Genomic DNA, 23,160 nt, shown 5'->3' with positions numbered 1-23,160 from the left:
AGTTTGAGACATAGAAAAATATGCTGTGCGGCATGTGTGGCAGCAGGAGTGATCGCTCTTATGTTTTATCTGGGCGGGAGCCGGATTTTTCCGGTTCTGGGAGAATCGGAGTTTGAAAGGCTGTATTCAGACGGAGATAAGGTAAGGCTTTGCGGTCAGATTTATCGGAAAACAAAAAAAGAAGACATCTGGATTCTGTACGTTAAAGGGATCAGAATGCAGGAACAAGGCGAATCAGAAATTGAGGCAGAAGATAATCTGCTGGTCTATTTATCAAATGGGCAGGAGGAACGGGTTCCGGAATACGGGCAGTATATCCGGGTGTCTGGAACCATTTCTTTCTTTCAGAATGCCCCGAATCCGGGGAATTTTAACCAAAGATTTTATTATCGAAAACAGGGAATAACAGGAGCGCTGAAACAGGCAAGGCTTGAAGAAATCCGGGCATTTACGGGAAAAGCGGGATGGAAATACCGTCTTCTTGAATGGATGAGTGATATTCGGGAGAAAACGGCAGAGCAGATTCTTGCGTATCTCGGCGAAGAAAAGGGCGGAGTCTTGTGCTCCATGATGCTCGGAGACCGTGCGTATATGGATGAGGAGGTAAGGGAAAACTATCAGAAAAGCGGAATCGGGCATCTGCTGGCGATCTCGGGTCTTCATGTGTCTTTTGTCGGGATGGGAATATACGAAATCCTGAGACATGCCTCTTTTACAAGGACTTTTGCGGCGGGAGGAAGCTGTGCGGTTCTGATCCTGTACGCGGTGCTGACAGGAGGGAGTATATCGGCAGTCCGAGCTGCCGTGATGTTTCTGATCCGTATGGGGGCAGAGGTGACGGGAAGGGAATACGACGGACTGACGGCGGCGGGAACGGCCATGCTGCTGATGTTGTCGTTCAATCCTCTGCAGCTCTTTGACGCGGGATTCTTGTTGTCCTTCGGCGCCGTGCTCGGTGTCTACCTGATTCTGCCTTTCTGGCAGACAGAAGGGGAGGCGAAATGGAAACGCACCATAAAAATGTCGCTGTCGGTTCAGCTGGCAGTGCTTCCAATCATGCTGTATTATTATTATGAAATCAGTCCTTATTCCATATTCTGGAATTTGCTTGCGGTTCCGCTTGCGGGAATCGTGCTCGCATGCGGCTTCGCAGGGATCCTGACTGGAACGGTAGTTTCTGGGGGACTGTGGCCGGCACGCATCTCCTATGGAATAAGCGGTCTGATTCTTGGAATTTATGAAGAAGGAAGCAGGATCATGCTGGAGATCCCGGGTGCGAGATGGGTCGCAGGAAGACCGGGGACAGTGCAGATTCTGGCATACTATATGGTACTGGCCGTCATGTTGGCATGTTTTAGATTCGGGAAGAAGAAAGCCGCTTATACAGGAATTTTGGCAGCGGTTTTGCTCATGGGGTTCCCTCACGGCAGGGCGGGAGAGCTGGAAATCTATATGATGAATGTTGGACAGGGGGATGCATTTTTCCTCAGAGGACCGAAAGGTGGTACATACCTCATCGACGGAGGGAGCAGCACAGTGAGTGATGTGGGGAAATACCGGATCGAACCGTTTCTGAAATCCGAAGGTGTCGGGAAGCTGGATTATGTGTGGGTCTCCCACGGGGATATCGATCATCTTGGAGGAATTGAGGAAATGCTGAAACGACAGAAATACGGGATCCGAATCGAACGGATCGTACTTCCCGGGGAACGCTTCTGGGATGAAAAACTGTATGAATTTGCACAGACTGCCACAGAATACGGGGCAAAGGTCTACACGGTCGAAGCGGGGCAGATTCTTCGGGAAGGAGAAATGGAGCTTTTCTGTATCTGGCCGGGAGACGAGAAGGAGAAAGAAGAGATGCCGGAGCCGGGCAATGAAGCCTCCATGGTCCTTGCCCTTCGCTATCGCAGATTTGATATGCTATTTACCGGTGATCTGGAAAATGACGCAGAAGATACGGTGTCGGCAAGGATTGGGGAACTTCAGGAGCAAAAAAAGCTTTCGGACAGATTCGAAGTGCTGAAAGTCGGGCATCACGGATCGAGAAATGCGACATCGGAAAGACTTCTTGAAATAACAAGGCCGGATGCTGCCTGGGTGTCGGCCGGAGAGAAGAACCGCTATGGGCATCCTCACGAAGAAGTGCTGGAAAGACTTGCAAATTGGGGCGTCAGCTTATATAATACGAAAGACGGACATGCAGTGAAATTATGTACAGACGGGGAGAAATATAGTATACTGAGACCATGAAGAGTTTGAATGAAGATTTAAAAACCGGACAATTTAAACAGATCTATCTCCTATACGGGGAGGAGGCTTATCTGAAAAAACAGTACAGGGATCGTTTTGTAAAAGCGATGGTCTCCGAAGGAGATACCATGAATTATGCGTATTATGAAGGGAAAAACACGAATCCCCGGGAGGTGATCGACCTTGCCGAAACGATGCCGTTTTTTGCCGAGCGAAGGCTGATCGTGATGGAAAATACCGGGTTCTTCAAGAGCTCGGTGCCGGAACTGGCAGAGTATCTGAAAGAGATTCCTCAGACTTCGTTTCTGATCTTTGTCGAGGAGGAGATCGATAAGAGAAGCAAGCTGTACAAGGCAGTAAAGGACAGAGGAAGGATCGTAGAATTGAAACGACAGGATGAGAAGACTCTGGTGCGCTGGATTCTCGGTATGGTAAAAAAAGAGAATCAGAATATGACGGAATCTGCCGCCAGATATTTTCTGGGCAAGGTGGGCAATGACATGGAGAACATCCAGAAAGAGTTGGAAAAGCTGTTCTGCTATTGTTTGAATCATACGGAGATCACGGTGGCGGACATAGATGCGATCTGTACGACCCAGATCACGAACCATATCTTCGACATGGTGGATGCGGTGGCGAACAAGGAACAGAAGAAAGCGCTGGATTATTATTATGATCTGCTCACTCTGAAGGAGCCGCCGATGCGGATCCTGTATCTGCTGACCAGACAGTTCCGTATTCTGATGGAGATCAAAGAAATGGAAAAGCAGGGGACTCCATCGAAAGAAATGGCTTCCAAAGCCGGAATCATGCCTTTTTTGGTGGGGAAATACCGGACACAGGCGCAGGCATTTTCGGCAAAAGAACTTCGGCAGATCGTCGAGGCCGGTGTGCAGACCGAGGAGAATGTCAAGACAGGAAGAATGGGAGATGTCCTGTCGGTCGAGCTCTTTCTGGTACAGTACAGCCGGAAAAAACCAAAGGTATCATAATATACAGACAGGATATGAGAAAGATAGGATAAGGAGACGAAAAAAGGGCTATGCATATGGATCAAAAGAAAATTCGGAATTTTTGTATAATTGCGCATATCGACCACGGGAAATCTACATTGGCAGACCGGATCATCGAGATGACCGGCCTTCTTACCAGCCGGGAAATGCAGGCACAGGTACTGGACAACATGGACCTGGAGCGGGAGAGAGGGATTACGATCAAGTCCCAGGCAGTCCGCACCGTTTACAAGGCAAAAGACGGGGAGGAATACATTTTCAATCTGATCGATACGCCGGGACATGTGGATTTTAATTATGAAGTTTCCCGTAGTCTCGCCGCGTGTGACGGTGCGATATTGGTTGTGGATGCCGCTCAGGGGGTTGAGGCACAGACGCTTGCAAATGTATATCTCGCACTGGATCATGATCTGGATGTCATGCCTGTTATCAATAAGGTGGATCTTCCGAGTGCAGAACCGGAACGTGTGATTGAAGAGATTGAGGATGTGATCGGGATTGAAGCACAGGATGCACCGAGAATCTCTGCAAAGACCGGTTTGAATGTAGAAGAAGTGCTGGAACAGATCGTGGCGAAGATTCCGGCACCGGAGGGGGATCCCGATGCTCCGCTTCAGGCGCTTATCTTTGATTCCCTTTATGACCCGTATAAAGGAGTCATCGTATTTTGCAGGATTAAAGAAGGATGCATCACGAAGGGGACACCGATCAGAATGATGGCAACCGGAGCAACTGCAGATGTAGTGGAAGTTGGTTATTTCGGAGCAGGCCAGTTTATTCCTTGTGAAGAATTATCCGCCGGAATGGTAGGATACTTTACTGCCAGTCTGAAGAATGTGAAAGACACGCGTGTCGGTGATACGGTAACGAATGCGCAAAGACCTTGTGACAAGCCGCTTCCGGGTTACAAGAAAGTCAATCCGATGGTGTATTGCGGTGTGTACCCGGCGGATAGCTCCAAATATCCGGATCTGAGGGATGCACTGGAGAAACTGCAGCTCAATGATGCGGCGCTTCAGTTTGAGCCTGAGACTTCACTGGCACTAGGGTTTGGGTTCCGATGTGGTTTCCTCGGGCTTCTGCATCTGGAAATCATCCAGGAACGTCTGGAACGGGAATATAACCTGGATCTGGTGACGACAGCACCCGGAGTTATCTACAAAGTGTATAAGACAAACGGAGAGGTGATTGAACTTACCAATCCGTCCAATCTGCCGGATCCTGCGGAGATTGAATATATGGAGGAACCTGTCGTAAAAGCGGAGATCATGGTAACTTCGGAATTCATCGGAGCGATCATGGATCTGTGTCAGGAAAGACGAGGCGTGTACCAGGGAATGGAATATATCGAAGAGACAAGAGCAGTGCTTCACTACCATCTGCCTCTGAATGAAATTATCTATGATTTCTTTGATGCACTGAAATCACGTTCGCGCGGATACGCTTCTTTTGATTATGAGCTTCTTGGATATGAGCGGTCTGAACTGGTCAAGCTGGATATTCTCATTAATAAAGAAGAAGTCGATGCACTTTCCTTCATTGTATTTGCAGGAAGCGCTTATGACCGGGGAAGAAAGATGTGTGAAAAGCTGAAGGAAGAGATCCCGAGACAGCTCTTCGAGATCCCGATCCAGGCAGCGATCGGAAGCAAGATCATTGCGCGTGAGACGGTCAAAGCTCTGCGTAAAGATGTTCTTGCGAAGTGTTACGGCGGTGATATCACACGTAAGAAGAAACTTCTGGAGAAGCAGAAAGAAGGAAAGAAACGTATGCGTCAGGTGGGAAATGTAGAAATTCCGCAGAAAGCATTTATGAGTGTTCTGAAATTGGATGATAAGAAATAATATGGAAAGAAAACAAATATCAGGTGGGGCGGGCAAGCCTTTGGAACTGTACATTCATATTCCGTTCTGCCTGAAGAAATGTGCCTACTGTGATTTCCTATCAGCGCCCGCAGGCGAGAAAGAGCGGGAAGAATATGTACAGATTCTGTGTGAGGAAATCAGGACAAATGCAGGAAAAGTGGAAGAGTATCAGGTCTCTTCCATTTTCTTTGGAGGAGGGACTCCCTCTCTTCTTACCGGAGACCAGTTCCGGATGATTCTTGATACGGTTCGGGATCAATATCACATTTCTGCGGATGCGGAGATTTCTATGGAGATGAATCCCGGTACGGTTACGGATGAAAAACTGAAAGCGTATAAAGATGCCGGTGTGAACCGGCTGAGCATCGGACTACAGTCTGTCCATGATGAAGAACTGCGGATGCTTGGAAGGATACACACTTATGAAGAATTCCTTGAGGCCTATAGGAGTGCGAGGATGTGCGGATTTGACAATATCAATATTGATCTGATTTCGGCGATCCCGGGTCAGACGGCGGAGAGCTGGACCGAAACACTGAGAACAGTCGCGGCTCTGGAGCCGGAGCACATTTCTGCATACAGTCTGATCATCGAACCCGGAACTTTATTCTATGACAGGTACGGGGAAGATGCAGGACGGGAAGAAAGGGCGGAGTCGGGATGTGAGAAAAGAAAGGGTGCAAATCTGCCGTGGCCTGCGCTTCCTACGGAGGAGGAAGAACGGGAGATGTATCATCAGACAGAGCAGATCCTCGTCGGTGCGGGATATCAGCGGTATGAGATTTCCAATTATGCAAAGCCCGGATACCGATGCAGGCACAACTGCGGGTATTGGAGAAGAGTGCCGTATCTGGGGTTCGGCGTGGGTGCCGCCACATTTTTTGAAGGGGCAAGATACAGTAATCCGGAAAAGATGACGGAATACAGGGATAATTTTGAAGAAAAATTTTCCGGAGAAAAACTCAGCCTGGAAGATGAGATGGAGGAATTCATGTTTCTCGGACTGCGCATGACGGAAGGCATATCGAAAACAGAATTTGAGGAAGCCTTTGGAACCGGGATCGAAGCGGTCTACGGAAAACCGATCCGGAAACTGAAAGGTATGCATCTTATAGAAGAACATGAGGACCGTATCGCGCTTACAGAACAGGGAATCGATGTGAGCAATACGGTATTTGTGGAGTTTATGTTTTGAGAAAAGGACTGTCATATGGCAGTCCTTTTGCGATAAAAAAGTGTAACTATGAAATATTTATAAAGTGGGTTGACAAAGCGTGTTGGGAGTGATACATTAATAAGCGAAGATGATGTTAGCACTCGAATATACCGAGTGCTAATAAAACAAAGGAGGGTGCAGATGGAGTCTATACAGGAACTTAGTGAGCGGAAAACGAAAATCCTTCATGCCATCATTAAGAATTATTTAGACACCGGAGAGCCGGTGGGATCGAGAACGATTTCCAAGTATACGGATCTGAACTTAAGCTCTGCAACGATCCGGAATGAAATGGCGGATCTGGAAGAACTGGGTTATATCATGCAGCCTCACACATCGGCGGGAAGGATTCCATCTGATAAAGGATATCGATGGTATGTAGATATGCTGATGAGCCAGAAAGAGCAGGAGGTCACAGAACTCAAGGAGCAGATGCTGGAGAAGTCAGATAAGATGGATCAGCTCCTAAGGCAGGTCGCGAAAGTACTGGCAACGAACACCAATTACGCGACGATGATTTCCTCTCCGGTATATAACAGGAATAAGCTGAAGTTCATCCAGCTTTCACAGGTAGATGAGAACCAGTTGGTCGTCGTCATTGTGATGGATGGAAATATCGTAAAGAACCAGATTATTACACTGGAAGAGCCATTGGATAACGAAGCATTGCTGAAACTGAATATGCTGTTAAATACGGCACTGATCGGACTGTCGGTGGAAGAGATCAATCTCGGAATGATCGCCAGACTGAAGGAACAGGCAGGGATTCACAGTGAAGTGGTCAGTAATGTGCTGGATGCAGTGGCGAATGTGATACAGCTTGATGATGACATGGAGATTTACACCAGCGGCGCAACGAATATTTTTAAATATCCGGAGCTTAGCGATAAGCAGAGCGCTCAGGAGATTATCAGTGCTTTCGAAGAAAAGCAGCAGCTGGCAGCGCTGGTATCAAAGACGATGGCCAGCAGCGAGAATAAAGACATTCAGGTCTATATCGGAAATGAATCCAATGTGGAGAAGATGAAGGACTGCAGTGTTGTCACAGCGACCTATGAGCTTGGTGAGGGTATGCAGGGGACCATTGGAATCATTGGACCGAAGCGGATGGATTACGAACATGTAATGAAGACGTTAAAGACTCTGATGGCGGAACTGGATGAGATTTTCCACAGGGATGGTTAGAACATCAGGACTATGAAAGGAGAAAGGTGGCAGAACCGTTGGATAATCAGATGAGTAATGAAGAAATGGTAAAAGAAGCAGTGGAAGAGGCAAAGAAAGCCGCCATGGAAGCGGAAGCAGAAGAAGCTGCTGAAAAAGAAAATGATAAGGAAGAGGATTCCGAAGAAAGTCGGGAAGGTGAGAACAAAGAGGCCGGCGAAGCAGATGCGAAGGAAGAAGAAAAAACAGAAGAAACTGCGGAGCCGAAAAAATCAAAGCTTTTTGAAAAAAAGAATAAAAAAGACAAGAAGGATGAGCAGATTGCAGATCTGACAGATAAGCTTACCAGACAGATGGCAGAATTCGATAATTACAGAAAGCGGACTGAGAAAGAAAAATCAGCCATGTATGAGATCGGTGCAAAAGATATCGTGGAAAAGATTCTTCCGGTCGTTGATAATTTTGAACGCGGCCTGCAGTCTGTAGCTGAGGAAAACAAAGAAGATCCGTTTGTGCAGGGAATGGATAAGATCTACAAGCAGCTTATGACAACACTGGAAGGCATCGGTGTGAAACCGATTGAGGCGGTCGGACAGGAATTTAACCCGGATTTTCATAATGCAGTGATGCATATTGAAGATGAAGAGGCCGGAGAGAATGTCGTGGTCGAGGAATTCCAGAAAGGATATATGTATCGTGAAAGTGTTGTGAGACACAGCATGGTAAAGGTTGCTAATTAAAATAGCAGAATGAATGAAATAGTTTGTATATTTACACATGAAGATGCAGATATACTCTATATAAACAAAGTAAGTAAACAAATTTTTTAAAATATTAGGAGGTCTTCATAATGGGCAAAATCATTGGTATTGATTTAGGTACAACAAACAGTTGTGTAGCGGTTATGGAAGGTGGTCAGCCGGTTGTAATCGCAAATACAGAAGGTGCAAGAACAACACCGTCTATCGTAGCATTTACAAAAACAGGAGAACGTCTGGTAGGTGAACCTGCAAAACGTCAGGCAGTTACAAACGCAGAAAAGACAATTTCTTCTATCAAGAGAGAAATGGGAACAGACCATAAAGTTGACATTGACGGAAAGAAATATTCTCCGCAGGAAATTTCAGCTATGATTCTTCAGAAACTGAAAGCAGATGCAGAAGCATACCTTGGAGAAAAGGTTACAGAAGCAGTTATCACTGTTCCGGCATATTTCAACGATGCACAGCGTCAGGCTACCAAGGATGCCGGTAAGATCGCCGGTCTTGATGTAAAACGTATCATCAACGAGCCTACAGCGGCAGCACTTGCTTATGGTCTGGACAATGAAAAAGAACAGAAGATCATGGTTTATGACCTTGGCGGTGGTACATTCGATGTATCCGTTATTGAGATCGGTGACGGCGTTATCGAAGTATTATCTACAGCAGGTAACAACAGACTTGGCGGAGATGACTTCGATCAGAAGATCACAGACTATATGCTTGCAGATTTCAAGGCAAAAGAAGGTGTAGATCTTTCTACAGATAAGATGGCTCTTCAGAGATTGAAAGAAGCAGCTGAAAAAGCAAAGAAAGAGCTCTCGTCTGCAACAACAACTAATATTAACCTTCCGTTCATCACTGCAACAGCAGAAGGACCGAAGCATTTCGATATGAACCTGACAAGAGCTAAATTCGATGAATTAACTCATGAACTGGTTGAAAAGACAGCAGAACCGGTAAGACGTGCACTGTCTGATGCAGGTATCACAGCGTCTGACCTTGGCCAGGTACTTCTGGTAGGTGGATCTACCCGTATCCCGGCTGTACAGGAAGAAGTAAAACGTCTCACAGGCAAAGAACCGAGCAAATCTCTGAATCCGGATGAGTGTGTAGCCCTTGGTGCATCCGTTCAGGGCGGTAAACTGGCTGGAGATGCCGGCGCAGGCGACATCCTTCTTCTGGATGTAACTCCGCTGTCACTGTCCATCGAGACAATGGGTGGTGTTGCTACAAGATTGATCGAGAGAAATACAACAATCCCGACCAAGAAGAGCCAGATTTTCTCTACTGCTGCAGATAACCAGACAGCAGTTGATATCAACGTTGTTCAGGGTGAAAGACAGTTCGCAAGAGACAACAAGTCCCTCGGACAGTTCAGACTGGACGGAATTCCGCCGGCACCGCGTGGAATCCCGCAGATCGAAGTTACATTTGATATCGATGCAAACGGTATTGTAAATGTATCAGCAAAAGATCTGGGAACAGGAAAAGAACAGCATATTACGATCACAGCAGGTTCTAATATGTCCGATGCAGATATCGATCGTGCAGTAAAAGAAGCTGCTGAGTTCGAAGCACAGGATAAGAAGCGTAAAGAAGCAATTGACACCAAGAATGACGCAGACGCAATGGTATTCCAGACCGAGAAAGCAATGAAAGAAGTTGGTGACAAGATCGATGCTGCTGACAGAAGCGCAGTAGAAGCTGATGTTCAGACTCTGAAAGATTTGCTTGCAAAAGCAGGCGATGAAATGACAGATGCTCAGGTCGCTGAGATCAAGGCTGCAAAAGAAAAACTGATGGAAAGTGCACAGAAGCTGTTCACAAAGGTTTATGAGCAGGCTGGTGCTGCAGCCGGCGCAGCAGGAGCACAGGGTGGACCGGCTCCGGAAGCAGGACCGGCACCGGAAGGATACAACGGAGATGACGTTGTAGACGGAGATTATAGAGAAGTTTAAGTTCTTGTTTAACAAAATTATTTTCTGCAAGGCGGGTAAATCCGTCTTGCAGATTTGTTGCTATGCATACGAAAAAGTAGAAGTGATGAGGTAGGGTTATGGCAGAATCAAAAAGAGATTACTATGAAGTCCTTGGTGTCTCCAAAGATGCGGATGAGGCGACATTGAAGAAAGCATATCGGGCTTTGGCCAAGAAATACCATCCGGATATGAATCCGGGGGATGCCGAGGCCGAAAAAAAGTTTAAAGAAGCCTCTGAAGCATATGCAGTACTGAGTGATCCCGAAAAACGTCGTCAATATGACCAGTTTGGACATGCCGCCTTTGAAGGAGGTGCCGGCGGAGCCGGGGGATTCGGAGGATTCGATTTTAACAGCGCAGATTTCGGCGATATTTTCGGCGATATATTTGGTGATTTATTTGGCGGAGGCAGAAGAGGAGGCCGTGCCAATACCGGTCCTATGAAAGGGGCAAATATTCGAAAAGGTGTTAGAATTACATTTGAAGAGGCTGTGTTTGGCTGTGAGAAGGAACTGGAGGTTGTGTTGAAAGATCCGTGCAGTAAATGTAACGGTACCGGGGCAAAACCGGGAACAAGTTCGGAAACCTGCAGCCGATGCGGTGGAAAAGGACAGGTAGTCTATACATCCCAGTCGTTCTTCGGAACAGTACAGAATGTACAGACTTGTCCGGAGTGTCAGGGAACAGGTAAGGTTATTCGCGAAAAATGTCCGGATTGTGGAGGAACAGGATATACGTCCAGTCGAAAGAAGATTAAGGTTTCTATTCCGGCAGGTATTGATAATGGACAGAGCGTACGGATTCGCGAAAAGGGAGAACCTGGGGTGAATGGAGGTCCGAGAGGAGATCTTTTGGTCGAGGTTACTGTTTCACGGCATCCGATTTTCCAGAGACAGGATGTACATCTGTTTTCAACAGCACCGATTACATTTGCACAGGCAGCGCTCGGTGGTGACGTAAGAATTAAGACGATTGATGGGGATGTGCTTTATAATATAAAACCGGGAACAAAGACCGATACGAAAGTGCGTCTGAAAGGAAAAGGTGTTCCTTCGCTCAGAAATCCGCAGGTACGTGGAGATCATTATGTCACGCTTGTGATTCAGACACCGGAAAAATTAAGTGCAGAGGCCAAAGAGGCACTTCGCAAATTTGATGAATTGACAGGGAATTCTTTGAATCAGGAAGAAGAACCCGAAGGAAAAACAAAGAATAAGAAAAAAGGCTTCATGGATAAGGTGAAGGAAAAGTTAGAAGAATTGGAAGAATAAAAAATATGCGTTTCGTGTGAACATCCCACATGAAACGCATATTTTTATTCTTCTTCTTCCAATTCGCTGCCGGCGATGCCACCAATTACTGAAGTAACACAGGCGGTAACGATAGCTGCGATGATTGCAACTGCGATAATGCCAACCAATAATACCATAATGTTACCTTCCTTTCTTTGCAATATAAATATTATAGCACAATTTGCATAATTAATACAGTAAAATTGAGAAAAATTTCTACATTAAAAAAGGCTGAAAGTCAAATATATCTTGGGAATCAATGTGACTTTTTGAAATTTCTGTGGTATAATATCGCGGTAAGCAAATTCCGAGGAAAATTTTTCCGGTTTTTGTACTTTGTTATGTGGCAACATGCAGTAACTTAGAATCGAGGAGGATATTTAAATATGGCAAGAGTAAGCAAACGTTCTAAAGCAGTAATTGATAAGAATGTAAAAGCAGCAGAAGCAAAAGCCCCGGTTAATGCAGCAGAAGTAAAAGAAGCTGTAGAAGTTAAGACAGAAGAAGTAAAAGAAGCTGCAGCAGCTATGGCAGAAGAAGCGGTAAAAATGGCAGAAGAGAAGGTAGAAGACGTGAAAGAAGCTGTAGAGAAGACTGTGAAAGATGTAAAGAAAGCAGCAGCTAAGACAAGAAAAGAGGCAACTAAGAAAGAAATCAAGACAGAAATTGTTTTGCAGTATGGTGAAAAAGAAGTAAATACGAAAGATATGGTTGCGGCAGTTAAGAAAGAATGGACAAAGGCAAAACACAAAGTATCAGACATCAAGTCCATGGAACTCTATATCAAACCGGAAGATTACGCTGTATATTATGTAATCAACGGTGAAACAACCGGTAAGATCTGGCTGTAGAATTATATAGTAGTTAGTGAATGTATATTGCCATTGTTCGTTTTCCGGAAAGAAGAGAAGCAATTCTTTTCTCCGGAAAAATCGAACAGAATCATTTCTTTTTTCTAATAGAAGTATGAACTGGAATCGGTCCTGATTTTCCCATGATTGTATAAAACAACAGAATATAGGTAAGATCTGCGACGATCTTAGAACGGAGGAGAATAATGCAGAATTTTACACAATATACACCTACTGAAATTGTGTTTGGAAGCAAGACGCATCTTCAGGCGGGAATAGAAGTGAAAAAATGGAACGGACACAGAGTGCTGATCGTTTATGGAGGAGGAAGTGTCGTGAAAAGCGGTCTTCTGGAAACGATTGAAAATGCTCTGCGAGAAGAGAAAATTACATATGAAGAATTTGGCGGAGTGAAACCGAATCCGAGACTCGCATATGCGGAACGGGGAGTTCAGAAGGCGTTGGAGTTCGGGGCGGATTTTATCCTGGCCGTTGGTGGAGGCAGTTCGATCGACACGGCGAAAGCAATTGCACATGGGGCAGCGAATCCGGGAACAAAGCTATGGGATATCTGGACGCAGAAAGTGCCACTTACCCGGTCTCTTCCGATGGGATGTGTACTTACGATTGCGGCAGCCGGCAGTGAGATGAGCTCATCTTCTGTTCTGACAAATGAAGAGACCGGGGAAAAAAGTGGAATTACTACGGTATTTAACCGCCCCAAATTTGCGATTATGAATCCGGAACTGACATTTACTCTGCCGCCATATCAGATTGCATGTGGAGTTGTGGATATTATGATGCATACGTTGGAACGATACTTCATTCCTAATCAGAAAAACCAGATGACAGATGAAATCGCAGAAGGGCTTCTCAGGGTCATGATCGAAAATGGAATAAAAGGATTTAAGAATCCAGAGGATTATGATGCGATGAGTGAGATTATGTGGTGCGGAAGTCTGTCGCATAATGATCTGACGGGGCTTGGCAGAGAAAAAGATTTCTGTGTGCATAAATTCGGACATGCTCTCGGAGCGAAATATGATCTGGCACATGGGGCGACTTTGTCTGCAATGTGGGGATCCTGGGCAGAGTATGTATATCGATATGATGTGGATCGTTTCTGCCATTACGGTCAGAAAGTGTGGGGAATTCAGGGAAAAGATGCTGTGGAGACAGCGCGGGAGGCAATCCGGAAAACGGTGGATTACTTCCGCAGCCTGGAAATGCCGGTGAATTTGAAAGAGCTTGAAATCGGGACACTCAGTGATGATACTTTGATGGAACTGGCAATGAACGCAACCAAAGGCGGAACGGTAAAATTATCGAAAATAAAGGAGTTAGATGTAAACGATGTTTATCAAATCTTTCAGTCGGCAAACGGAAGATAAGATGGATATTAACTGGAAAAATTTCTATAAACAGGTATGTCTGCTTATCATTCCGATGGCGCTGCAGAACCTGATCAATGTCGGGGTTCAGGCAGCCGATGTATTTATGCTGGGACGGGTTGGGGAGAAGGTCCTTTCCGGAGCATCGCTTGCCGGACAGATTCAGTTCATCATGACGCTGATCCTGTTCGGAACTACGTCAGGAGCTACGGTGCTGACTGCGCAGTATTGGGGGAAAAAGGATACCCGGACGATTGAAAAAATCCTGGGGATGGGCATGCTGATCGGTATTGGCGGAGCATTGGCTTTCGCTTTGGCAGCCGAACTGATCCCTGAGACACTACTCCGGATCTATACAAATGACCCGGAAGTCATTGCGGAAGGCGTGAAATATCTGAGGATTGTTGCGCTTTCTTATGTAATCATGGCGGCAACTCAGGTCTATCTGTATATTATGCGCAGCATTGAGAGGGTCGTAATCGCGACGGTCGTATACGGTGCTTCACTTATAGTGAATATTATAGTCAACGCAGTGTTGATCTTCGGGCTTATGGGATTCCCAAAGATGGGAATTGAAGGAGCGGCGATCGGAACTTTGATTTCAAGAATCCTTGGACTTATGATTGTAATATGGTATGCAAAATTCAGAAATAAAGTGGTCCGTTTTCATTTGAGCGACATGTGGAACATTGATAAAGTGCTGTTGAAAGACTTTTTGTTCTACGCGACTCCGGTTATTTTGAACGAGCTGGTATGGGGAATGGGGAGCTCTGCCAATACGGCGGTGATCGGACATCTCGGCAGTGCAGCAGTCGCGGCAAATTCTGTTGTGCAGGTGGTAAGAGAACTTTCCACAGTGGTTGTTTTCGGTGTCTCGAATGCGACGGCAATCTATCTGGGGAAAACGATCGGAGAGCGACAGTATGAGCTCGCGAAAGCATATGGCAGAAGATTTGCGGTTCTGAGTGTCATCACTGGATTCATTGCCGCGGGGATCATATTGGTTTCGGCTCCGGCAGTGAGCAGATTTATGACACTTTCTCCGGAAGCAAAGAGTTACCTGATGTTTATGTTTTTTGTTATGTCTTATTTCGCGCTGTGTCAGGCAATTAATACAACACTTGTGGTGGGGGTGTTCCGCTCGGGGGGAGACACCAGATTCGGACTTCGTCTGGATGCAACTACGATGTGGTGCTGTTCCATCCTGCTCGGAGCGATCGCAGCGTTCGTTTTTCGGGCCAGTGTTCCGGTGGTTTATGTATTACTGATGAGTGACGAAGTGATCAAGGTGCCGATCACTGTCAAGCGTTTCCTGGGGTATAAATGGATCAAAAATGTAACGAGGGAGCAGGAAGAACTGGCAATGGATTAGTTACAGATTATTTGGAAAAAGGATTGGATTTTCCCGAAAGCTATGGTATTCTAGTACTATGGTTCCGGGGGCTTGACGAGAGCTCAAAAACTATAGTATAAAACGGCATTTTCATAGAAAATACCAGGAAAAGGAGAGACGAGATTATGAAACCAGTAGCAACTGAGAAAGCACCAAAAGCATTAGGACCTTATTCACAGGGATATGTACACAATGGTATCCTTTATTCTGCAGGTCAGATCGCTATCAATCCGGAGACAAATACGGTCGAGGCTGTTACCATTGAAGAGCAGACAGAACAGGTTTGTAAGAATCTTGGAGAAGTATTAAGAGCAGCAGGAAGTTCATTTGACAAAGTTTTAAAGACGACTTGTTTCTTAAGTGATATGGGAGACTTCGCTGCCTTTAATGAAGTATATGGCAAATACTTTACATCAAAACCGGCAAGAAGCTGTGTTGCAGTAAAGACGCTTCCGAAGAACCTTCTCTGCGAAGTTGAAGTCATTGCTGTGGTAGAAGAATAATATATATTTTGGAGGTTGAGAATTATGGCAGAAGAGCAGAACAGCGGATGTTCACCGGAGGCGTGTTCTTCCTGTGCGCACGCAGGCTCGTGTAAAAGCAAGAAAGAAGATATGAAAGCACCGGCTAATCCGTATTCACAGGTGAAAAAAGTAATCGGCGTGGTGAGCGGAAAAGGCGGAGTCGGTAAATCTATGGTGACTGCATCTCTTGCACGGCTTGCCATCAGCCAGGGATACACGGTCGGAATCCTGGATGCCGATATCACAGGACCGTCTATACCGAAAATGTATGGAGTGCACGAAAGTGCAGTCGGAAATGAAGAAGGTATGTTCCCATGTATTGCTAAAGACGGAACTAAGATTATGTCCGTCAACCTGCTCCTTGAGAGAGAGTCTGATCCTGTGATCTGGCGAGGACCGATCATTGCGGGGGTTGTAACTCAGTTCTGGACAGATGTAATGTGGGGAGATCTGGATTTCCTTTTTGTCGATATGCCGCCGGGAACCGGTGATGTACCGCTGACCGTTTTCCAGTCTTTGCCTGTCGATGGAGTTGTGATCGTCACATCACCGCAGGATCTGGTACAGATGATTGTGGAGAAAGCATACAATATGGCAAAACAGATGAATATTCCGGTTCTTGGAATTGTAGAAAACTACAGTTATCTGGAATGCCCGGAATGCGGAAAGCGGATTTCCGTCTTCGGAGAGAGCCACATTGATGAGATCGCGGAAAATCTTGGAACAGAAGTGCTTGGAAAAATGCCGATTGATCCTCAGCTGGCTGAAATCGTAGAACAGGAGAAGTTCTATGAGGCTGAAAATAAATATCTGACAAATATTATTGAAAGATTCCAGTAGGAGTCCGGCAATGATAAAAATGGGGCGTTTCACAGTAATGTGGAGCGTCTTTTTTTTAGTTGCTTCGCATATGAGAAAAATATGGTTCAGATATTGATAAATCGACTTGAATATGTTACTATATAAAAGAACAAATGTTCGGAACGTAAGTTTGCAAATGCTCAAAGATCGAAGAACGGAGAATAAGGAGGAATGAAAAGTGCGGATCCAGACGGAGATGAACCTGTATGAGAAGCTGAATATACTGTCGGATGCAGCAAAGTATGATGTGGCGTGTACTTCCAGCGGTGTGGACAGGAAAGGAGACGGAACCGGTATGGGGAATTGTGAGAAAGCAGGAATCTGCCACAGTTTTTCGGCAGACGGACGGTGTATTTCACTGCTTAAGATCCTTTTCACCAACGAGTGCATTTTTGATTGCAAATACTGTGTGAACCGTTCATCCAATGATGTGATCCGTACTTCCTTTACTCCCGATGAAGTTTGTAAGCTGACGATGGAGTTTTATCGACGTAATTATATAGAGGGATTGTTTTTGAGCTCCGGTATTTTAAAGAGTCCGGATTATACAATGGAATTGATCTATGCGACGCTGTATAAGCTGAGAAAAGAGTGTAATTTTCAGGGCTATATCCATGTGAAAGCCATTCCGGGGGCGAGTCAGGAACTGATTCAGAAGGTGGGATATCTTACAGACAGAATGAGTGTGAACCTGGAACTCCCAACGCAAGAAAGTCTTCGCCTTCTTGCACCGCACAAGAGTCGGAAGAATATCCTGACTCCCATGAGGCTGGTGCAGGAAAAGCGAAAAGAAAATAGGCAGGAATTGACAGTATACCGGCATGCTCCGCAGTTTGTGCCGGCAGGGCAGAGTACGCAGATGATTATCGGAGCAACTCCAGAAACTGACTTTCAGATTATGCAGGTGACGGAGGCACTTTATCAGAAGTTTGAACTGAAGAGAGTGTTTTATTCGGCGTTTGTTCCCGTGAACGAAGATAAAGCGCTTCCGGTCAAAACAGATAGTGGCCCGCCGCTTCTGAGAGAACACAGGTTATATCAGGCGGACTGGCTGCTGCGTTACTATCAGTTTCATGTGGATGAATTGTTGGATGAAGAGAATCCGAATTTTAATGTATTGATGGACCCTAAATGTGACTGGGTAGTCCGCCATCTGGAGGAGTTCCCGATTGAGGTGAACAGGGCGGACTACCACATGCTGCTTCGAGTTCCGGGGATTGGATACCGGTCGGCGTCCCGGATCGTAAAGGCAAGAAGGCTTGGGACGGTTGATTTTGCGGATCTTAAGAAAATGGGAGTCGTGCTGAAAAGAGCACTGTATTTTATTACGTGCAGTGGCAAGATGATGTATCCGGTGCGTATGGATCAGGATTATATAACAAGGAATATTCTGGACGGTAAAGAACGGTTGCCGGATTCTGTGATTGGGATGAATTACAGGCAGCTGTCGTTATTTGATGATGTGAGATTCTCAGGAGATTCGTTTGCTGTGGAAGGAAGTGGGAAATGTGCAGAAAATCTATGTCTGTCATGATGATATCACCGGGATTTTTTCGGCGGTGTATGATGCCTGGAAGGAGAGAAGAGAAACTGGGGATGCAGGAATTGCTTTTAAAGGCAGTGTTGAACAAAAGCTGTTTTGTGAATACACGGAGTGTGAGGAAAGGGAAGAAAAGGTGATCGCGGTTGAGAAGATGATCAAGAACCACCTTGGGATGGATGCATATCGGAAACTGTATCATGCGGCTCTTTCGTCTGATCCAGCCAAAGGAGATGCGATACTGGGGACGATGTTTGCGGCCAGAAGGCTGAAGGATAGTACCAGGATCATGGAAAATCTGACCAGTCCTTCCGTAGAGAAAGTATTTGCGCTTAGCAGAAAGGTTTCCAATGAAGCACATTATTTCAAAGAATTTCTGCGTTTTAAGGAATTGGAAAGCGGAATACTATTTGCCAGAATCGATCCGAAAAGTCAGATACTTGCGTGTATCGCACCGCATTTTGCAGATCGGCTGCCACTTGAAAACTGGTTAATCTTTGACGGTACACATGAGGTTTTTGCGGTACATGAGGCAAGAAAGAGCTGGTTCCTGATCTCTGGAATCGAGGCGGATATGGAGATACTGGAACGTTTGTCCGAATCGGAGATGGAAATCCAGAAGTTATGGAAAGGGTTTTTTGAGAGTATCTCGATCAATGAGCGCGAGAGTTATGTGCGCCAGAGACAGCATCTGCCGATCTGGTACAGAAAAAATATCGTGGAGTTCCAGAATTAATGGAGTGAAAATATCACGTAATGCTTTTTCTCGATTCTGTTTCGTGTTAAGATATAGAAAGAATGTAAGAATCGGGAGATAATGAGATGGAACAGGAAATGCCGGTGATCAGAATATCGGTCCGGAATCTGGTAGAATTCATTTTACGGGAAGGCGATATTGACAATCGAACAGGAGGAATTCTGGATGCCGAAGCCATGCAGATGGGTGGAAAGATCCATAGAAAGATTCAGCGAAGCATGGGTGCGGGATATCACGCGGAGGTGTCGATGAAAAAGGAGATCCCATGTGACGGTTTCTGCTTGAAAGTGGAGGGACGCGCAGACGGGATTCTGGAAGAGGCGGACGTAGTGACAATTGATGAGATTAAAGGAGTACTCTGTGAGCTGGATGAAATCAAAGAGCCGGTGGGAGTACATCTTGCTCAGGCGAAATGCTATGCCTGGATGTATGCAGAGCAGAGAGACCTTTCTTTTATCGGTGTGCAGATGACGTACTGCCAGATGGATACGGAGGAGATCAAGAGATTCTGTTATACCTATGACTGCAAAGAATTGAAACTGTGGTTTGATGAACTGATCATGAAATATGAAAAATGGGCGAAATTCCAAGTGGAATGGCGCAGAAAGCGGAACGCATCTGCAAAAGGAGTCCAGTTTCCTTTTTCGTACCGGAAAGGACAGAAAGAGCTGGCGGCATCCGTTTATCGTACGATCCTGAGAAAGAAAAAACTGTTTATTCAGGCACCGACCGGTGTCGGAAAGACGTTATCGGCAGTGTTTCCGGCTGTGAAAGCAGTCGGGGAGGAGCTGGGGGAAAAGATCTTTTATCTGACGGCGAAGACGATCACAAGAACGGTTGCCGAGCAGGCGTTTCAAATCCTGAAAGAGCAGGGACTGAAAATGAAGGTGATCACGCTGACGGCGAAGGAGAAGATCTGTTTTTGCGATGAGACGGAATGCAATCCGGAATACTGTCCGTACGCAAAAGGACATTTTGACCGTGTAAATGACGCCGTGTACGAACTGCTTACTTCCACGGACGAGATGAGCAGAGCAGCGCTGGAAGAACAGGCGAAAAAGCACTGTGTGTGTCCGTTTGAGATGGGACTCGATGTATCCACATGGGCAGATGCTGTGATCTGTGATTATAATTATGTATTTGATCCAAATGCACATTTGAAGCGGTTTTTCTCCGAAGGAGTATCGGGGGAGTATATTTTTCTGATTGATGAAGCGCATAATCTTGTCGAGCGCGGAAGACAGATGTACAGTGCAGAGATCTACAAAGAAGATTTTCTGAATGTGAAAAAACTGGTGAAGACGCTTGATTATAAACTTGCGAAAAGGTTGGATGAGTGTAATAAGCTTCTACTGGCAATGAAGAAGGAATGTGAAGATTATCGGGTGGTGAGCAGTGCTTCCCATATTTACCTGAAATTAATGAATCTCATGCCGAGGATTGAAACGTTCCTGGAGAACTGTCAGGACAGGAACGTGGCGGATGTTGTCCGGGATTTTTATTTTTCGATTCGTTCCTTCATCAGTATTTATGAGGCATTGGATGAAAATTATGTGATCTATTCGCAAATGCAGAAGGATCAGAGATTTATGTTGAAGCTTTTCTGTGTCAATCCGGCGGCAAATCTCCAGAAATATCTGGATATGGGGAATAGTACGATCTTTTTTTCGGCAACGCTTTTGCCAATACAGTATTATAAAAAGCTGCTGAGCACGGACAAGGATAATTATGCGGTCTATGCGGAATCTACATTTGACCAGAGCAGACGTTTGATACTAAACGGAACGGATGTCAGTACACGATATAAGAAGCGAACGGAAGATATGTATAAGCGATATGCGGAATATATCTGGCGGACTGTTCGCGCGAAGCAGGGAAACTATATGGCGTTTTGTCCATCCTATCAATTTATGGAAGCTGTATATGATGCTTTTGAGAAAATGCGGTGCGAGATGGGAGATGGTCAGACGGAGTGTATTCTGCAATCTCACTATATGAACGAAGAAGCAAGAGAGATTTTTCTGGAAACATTTGAGGAAGTGCGCGAAGGAAGTCTGGTCGGTTTTTGCGTGATGGGAGGAATCTTTTCGGAAGGCATTGATCTTGCGGAAGAAAAACTGATCGGTGCCTTTATTATTGGTACCGGCCTTCCCCAGGTGTGCAGTGAACGAGCGATTCTCAAGGATTATTTTGACAAAGACGGCGGACAGGGATTTGACTATGCATATCTGTACCCGGGAATGAATAAGGTGCTGCAGGCAGCAGGAAGAGTAATCCGGACGGAAGAGGACAGAGGTGTGATTCTCCTTTTGGATGAACGGTTTCGGGAGCGCCGGTGCCGGGAGATATTTCCAAGAGAATGGGAGGATTGTGGAGCCTGCGTTTTAGAAGATGTGGAGGAGAAAGTGAAGGCATTCTGGGATAGCCAGAATGCCTAAAAGTCAGATCGTATCAGGATTTTGGGAGATGACAGGTTCGTCAAAATAATTAAGAAAAGCCTGAGCCGCTCTTGAGATGGGAACATGTTCGTTATAGGCGGCAATAAGCTGTCTTTTTGGAAGTTTTTCGGTAGTCTCAACGATGAAGAGATCGTCGGACTTTATCGGAAAACAATAATCCGGGATAAAGGCGATCCCCAGACCGATGCTTGCAAGATCAATCAACAGGTCGTTGCTGCTGAGTTCAATCTCCGGGACGAGATCGAGCTGATGCTTCTGAAACAGAGAGTGAAGGAATTCGCTTGTCGTGCTTTTTTTGTCCAGCATGATGATTGGGTAATCCAGAAGCTGCTTTAAGGATAAGGGATGTCCTTTCAATTCGCGAAATGCGTGATTGGCGATAAATACATCCTGAAATTCTTTTATTTTTTTTATGGAGACCAGATTGCCGAGGTATGCGTTTGGATAGTTTGCTACGATCAAATCCACTTGACCTGTCTCCAAAAGTTCGGTACATTTAATAGATGTAGCATTGGTCACTTTTATGTGGGCATTTGGAAAAGCTCTGTGAAAGCGTTCCAGATAGGGAACCAGAAAGTATCGGCAGATGGTGTCACTTGCACCGATTCGGATCTGTCCGCCGGTGGTGGCGGATTCCAGAATCTGAGCCTCGCCGCGCTTGATCAGGTGGATCGCCGGTTCAATGTGGCGAAGAAGAATCTCGCCTTCCGGGGTGAGTTGTACTTTTTTCGTACTTCTTATAAAAAGAGTCTGATCCAGCTTCTTCTCCAGGGCTTTGATGGACTGGCTGACGGCAGATTGAGAGATATAGAGCTGCTTGGATGCTTCTGAGAAGCTCAGAGTATCGGCCACATAATAAAACACTTTATATAATTCGTAATTAATATCCATTATTAGTCCTCCTTATAAAACTCATTTGTATTATAAGAGATGTGGAAGAAAAAAACAAGAGAGATCGAAAGGAAAGATGGAATCATGAAGAAAGCGACAGGAAGAAAAGACAACGGGAAAATTATAGGTGAAACATGGCTTCATAAATTTCTGGGTGGTGTAATTGCTCTGAGCTTGATTTTTATATTTTTGATCAGCAGTTTTGAAATCGGTATTTACAGTGATTTTGATTTTTATGAAAAAGAATACAGTAAATACGGAGTTGAGGAGCAGCTGGATATGGAAATGGAGGACATCATGGAAGTCACAGAATATATGATGTCTTATCTAAGAGGAAAGGAAGAGGTCTTAAGGATCGAGACAATGGTAGAAGGGGAACGACAGGATTTTTTTAATGAACAGGATAGACTGCATATGGAAGATGTGCAGGGACTGTTTCTGGGTGGACTATCCCTGAGGAGAGCAACGTTTATTATTCTTATTGCAGGAGTTATTGCATTGTTTGCGCTCAAAGGAAATTGGAAAAAAATCATACCGTATATGTATGAGCGGATACTCGCGGTTTTTGCAGTTGTTATTGTGGCTCTGGGCGTTCTGATCTCGCAAAACTTTACGAAATGCTTCGTGATTTTTCATGAATTGTTTTTTGACAATGATCTGTGGATGTTCGATCCGGAATATGACTATATGATACGAATGCTCCCGGAAGGATTCTTCTTTGACATGGTTATCCGGATTGCTGTTATCTTTATTGTTATGCTTTTGGGATCTCTTATTGTTTGTGTGATAAGTAAACGATTGGACAGAAAAGAAGAGAATGTTAATTAGAAAAACTTATAAAACAGTTTAGATATATTGACTATACTTATAAAAATGAATGTGATAGAATAAGACTATGCAGTAACTTATGCTGCCTCACGCAGTTTAAAATATGATTAACTAATGGA

General features: G+C 45.3%; 18 protein-coding genes. 17 read left to right on the top strand and 1 reads right to left on the bottom strand.

Features of this window, described 5'->3' with window-relative positions; translation table 11 throughout:
• Nucleotides 1–3 precede the first annotated feature (3 nt).
• From ACTNBF_RS00630 to ACTNBF_RS00555, 16 genes are all read left to right on the top strand, one after another.
• Nucleotides 4–2,253, top strand: coding sequence for a DNA internalization-related competence protein ComEC/Rec2 (locus tag ACTNBF_RS00630; RefSeq protein ID WP_441088589.1), 2,250 nt, complete (start codon nt 4–6; stop codon nt 2,251–2,253).
• A complete protein-coding gene (gene holA / locus ACTNBF_RS00625; RefSeq protein ID WP_441088588.1) occupies nt 2,250–3,245 on the top strand; it encodes a DNA polymerase III subunit delta in 996 nt (331 codons plus the stop codon). Before ACTNBF_RS00630 ends, holA begins: the two co-directional genes overlap by 4 nt.
• Before the next feature lie 50 nt (nt 3,246–3,295).
• Nucleotides 3,296–5,110 carry a translation elongation factor 4 gene (gene lepA, locus ACTNBF_RS00620; protein WP_427805516.1) on the top strand — a complete coding sequence of 605 codons (1,815 nt, stop codon included), beginning with the start codon at nt 3,296–3,298 and terminating at the stop codon, nt 5,108–5,110.
• A complete protein-coding gene (gene hemW, locus ACTNBF_RS00615) occupies nt 5,097–6,326 on the top strand; it encodes a radical SAM family heme chaperone HemW (RefSeq protein WP_441088587.1) in 1,230 nt (409 codons plus the stop codon). The genes lepA and hemW overlap by 14 nt, the downstream gene beginning before the upstream one ends.
• A 162-nt stretch (nt 6,327–6,488) precedes the next feature.
• A complete protein-coding gene (hrcA, locus tag ACTNBF_RS00610) occupies nt 6,489–7,532 on the top strand; it encodes a heat-inducible transcriptional repressor HrcA (RefSeq protein ID WP_427805518.1) in 1,044 nt (347 codons plus the stop codon).
• 26 nt (nt 7,533–7,558) lie between these two features.
• Nucleotides 7,559–8,251: a nucleotide exchange factor GrpE gene (gene grpE, locus ACTNBF_RS00605; RefSeq protein WP_441024579.1), complete on the top strand. Its 693-nt coding sequence runs from the start codon at nt 7,559–7,561 to the stop codon at nt 8,249–8,251.
• 110 nt (nt 8,252–8,361) lie between these two features.
• A complete protein-coding gene (gene dnaK, locus ACTNBF_RS00600; protein WP_427805520.1) occupies nt 8,362–10,233 on the top strand; it encodes a molecular chaperone DnaK in 1,872 nt (623 codons plus the stop codon).
• Nucleotides 10,234–10,331: 98 nt separating this feature from the next.
• Nucleotides 10,332–11,525, top strand: coding sequence for a molecular chaperone DnaJ (dnaJ, locus tag ACTNBF_RS00595; protein ID WP_441088586.1), 1,194 nt, complete (start codon nt 10,332–10,334; stop codon nt 11,523–11,525).
• A 407-nt stretch (nt 11,526–11,932) separates the two neighbouring features.
• Nucleotides 11,933–12,397 (top strand): DUF6465 family protein, encoded by a 465-nt coding sequence (locus ACTNBF_RS00590; protein WP_427805522.1) that lies wholly within the window; start codon nt 11,933–11,935, stop codon nt 12,395–12,397.
• A 206-nt stretch (nt 12,398–12,603) separates the two neighbouring features.
• The gene (locus ACTNBF_RS00585) at nt 12,604–13,788 is read left to right on the top strand and encodes an iron-containing alcohol dehydrogenase (protein ID WP_427819018.1); all 1,185 of its coding nucleotides are present in this window, start codon (nt 12,604–12,606) and stop codon (nt 13,786–13,788) included.
• Nucleotides 13,751–15,160 carry an MATE family efflux transporter gene (locus ACTNBF_RS00580; protein ID WP_427805524.1) on the top strand — a complete coding sequence of 470 codons (1,410 nt, stop codon included), beginning with the start codon at nt 13,751–13,753 and terminating at the stop codon, nt 15,158–15,160. The genes ACTNBF_RS00585 and ACTNBF_RS00580 overlap by 38 nt, the downstream gene beginning before the upstream one ends.
• 146 nt (nt 15,161–15,306) lie before the next feature.
• Entirely contained in the window at nt 15,307–15,684 is a 378-nt protein-coding gene (locus tag ACTNBF_RS00575; RefSeq protein WP_427805525.1) for a Rid family detoxifying hydrolase, read from the top strand.
• Nucleotides 15,685–15,708: 24 nt separating this feature from the next.
• Nucleotides 15,709–16,545: a P-loop NTPase gene (locus tag ACTNBF_RS00570; protein WP_441016912.1), complete on the top strand. Its 837-nt coding sequence runs from the start codon at nt 15,709–15,711 to the stop codon at nt 16,543–16,545.
• 217 nt (nt 16,546–16,762) lie between these two features.
• The gene (locus ACTNBF_RS00565; protein WP_441088604.1) at nt 16,763–18,100 is read left to right on the top strand and encodes a putative DNA modification/repair radical SAM protein; all 1,338 of its coding nucleotides are present in this window, start codon (nt 16,763–16,765) and stop codon (nt 18,098–18,100) included.
• The gene (locus ACTNBF_RS00560) at nt 18,075–18,842 is read left to right on the top strand and encodes a TIGR03915 family putative DNA repair protein (RefSeq protein ID WP_441088585.1); all 768 of its coding nucleotides are present in this window, start codon (nt 18,075–18,077) and stop codon (nt 18,840–18,842) included. The genes ACTNBF_RS00565 and ACTNBF_RS00560 overlap by 26 nt, the downstream gene beginning before the upstream one ends.
• 86 nt (nt 18,843–18,928) lie before the next feature.
• A complete protein-coding gene (locus ACTNBF_RS00555; protein ID WP_427805528.1) occupies nt 18,929–21,301 on the top strand; it encodes an ATP-dependent DNA helicase in 2,373 nt (790 codons plus the stop codon).
• Nucleotides 21,302–21,304: 3 nt separating this feature from the next.
• Here the strand turns inward: ACTNBF_RS00555 and ACTNBF_RS00550 are convergent, their stop codons facing one another.
• Nucleotides 21,305–22,213, bottom strand: a complete 909-nt coding sequence (locus tag ACTNBF_RS00550) for a LysR family transcriptional regulator (protein WP_441088584.1) — start codon at nt 22,211–22,213, stop codon at nt 21,305–21,307.
• An 84-nt stretch (nt 22,214–22,297) separates the two neighbouring features.
• Here ACTNBF_RS00550 and ACTNBF_RS00545 point away from each other — a divergent pair, with 84 nt between their 5' ends.
• Nucleotides 22,298–23,041: a TIGR01906 family membrane protein gene (locus tag ACTNBF_RS00545; RefSeq protein ID WP_441088583.1), complete on the top strand. Its 744-nt coding sequence runs from the start codon at nt 22,298–22,300 to the stop codon at nt 23,039–23,041.
• Nucleotides 23,042–23,160 lie beyond the last annotated feature (119 nt).

The sequence above is a fragment of the Bariatricus sp. HCP28S3_A4 genome (assembly GCF_052066395.1).
Taxonomy (GTDB): domain Bacteria; phylum Bacillota; class Clostridia; order Lachnospirales; family Lachnospiraceae; genus Allocoprococcus.
The sequence above is the reverse complement of the archived record's forward strand: the minus strand, read 5'-3'. Positions and strand labels throughout refer to the sequence as shown.

What these genes read in the sequence shown, in the direction of transcription:
- holA (WP_441088588.1), top strand. Translation starts at nt 2,250, where the DNA reads ATGAAGAGTTTGAATGAAGATTTAAAAACCGGACAATTTAAACAGATC.
- lepA (WP_427805516.1), top strand. Translation starts at nt 3,296, where the DNA reads ATGCATATGGATCAAAAGAAAATTCGGAATTTTTGTATAATTGCGCAT.
- hemW (WP_441088587.1), top strand. Translation starts at nt 5,097, where the DNA reads ATGATAAGAAATAATATGGAAAGAAAACAAATATCAGGTGGGGCGGGC.
- hrcA (WP_427805518.1), top strand. Translation starts at nt 6,489, where the DNA reads ATGGAGTCTATACAGGAACTTAGTGAGCGGAAAACGAAAATCCTTCAT.
- dnaK (WP_427805520.1), top strand. Translation starts at nt 8,362, where the DNA reads ATGGGCAAAATCATTGGTATTGATTTAGGTACAACAAACAGTTGTGTA.
- dnaJ (WP_441088586.1), top strand. Translation starts at nt 10,332, where the DNA reads ATGGCAGAATCAAAAAGAGATTACTATGAAGTCCTTGGTGTCTCCAAA.
- ACTNBF_RS00590 (WP_427805522.1), top strand. Translation starts at nt 11,933, where the DNA reads ATGGCAAGAGTAAGCAAACGTTCTAAAGCAGTAATTGATAAGAATGTA.
- ACTNBF_RS00585 (WP_427819018.1), top strand. Translation starts at nt 12,604, where the DNA reads ATGCAGAATTTTACACAATATACACCTACTGAAATTGTGTTTGGAAGC.
- ACTNBF_RS00580 (WP_427805524.1), top strand. Translation starts at nt 13,751, where the DNA reads ATGTTTATCAAATCTTTCAGTCGGCAAACGGAAGATAAGATGGATATT.
- ACTNBF_RS00575 (WP_427805525.1), top strand. Translation starts at nt 15,307, where the DNA reads ATGAAACCAGTAGCAACTGAGAAAGCACCAAAAGCATTAGGACCTTAT.
- ACTNBF_RS00570 (WP_441016912.1), top strand. Translation starts at nt 15,709, where the DNA reads ATGGCAGAAGAGCAGAACAGCGGATGTTCACCGGAGGCGTGTTCTTCC.
- ACTNBF_RS00565 (WP_441088604.1), top strand. Translation starts at nt 16,763, where the DNA reads ATGAACCTGTATGAGAAGCTGAATATACTGTCGGATGCAGCAAAGTAT.
- ACTNBF_RS00555 (WP_427805528.1), top strand. Translation starts at nt 18,929, where the DNA reads ATGGAACAGGAAATGCCGGTGATCAGAATATCGGTCCGGAATCTGGTA.
- ACTNBF_RS00550 (WP_441088584.1), bottom strand. Translation starts at nt 22,213, where the DNA reads ATGGATATTAATTACGAATTATATAAAGTGTTTTATTATGTGGCCGAT.
- ACTNBF_RS00545 (WP_441088583.1), top strand. Translation starts at nt 22,298, where the DNA reads ATGAAGAAAGCGACAGGAAGAAAAGACAACGGGAAAATTATAGGTGAA.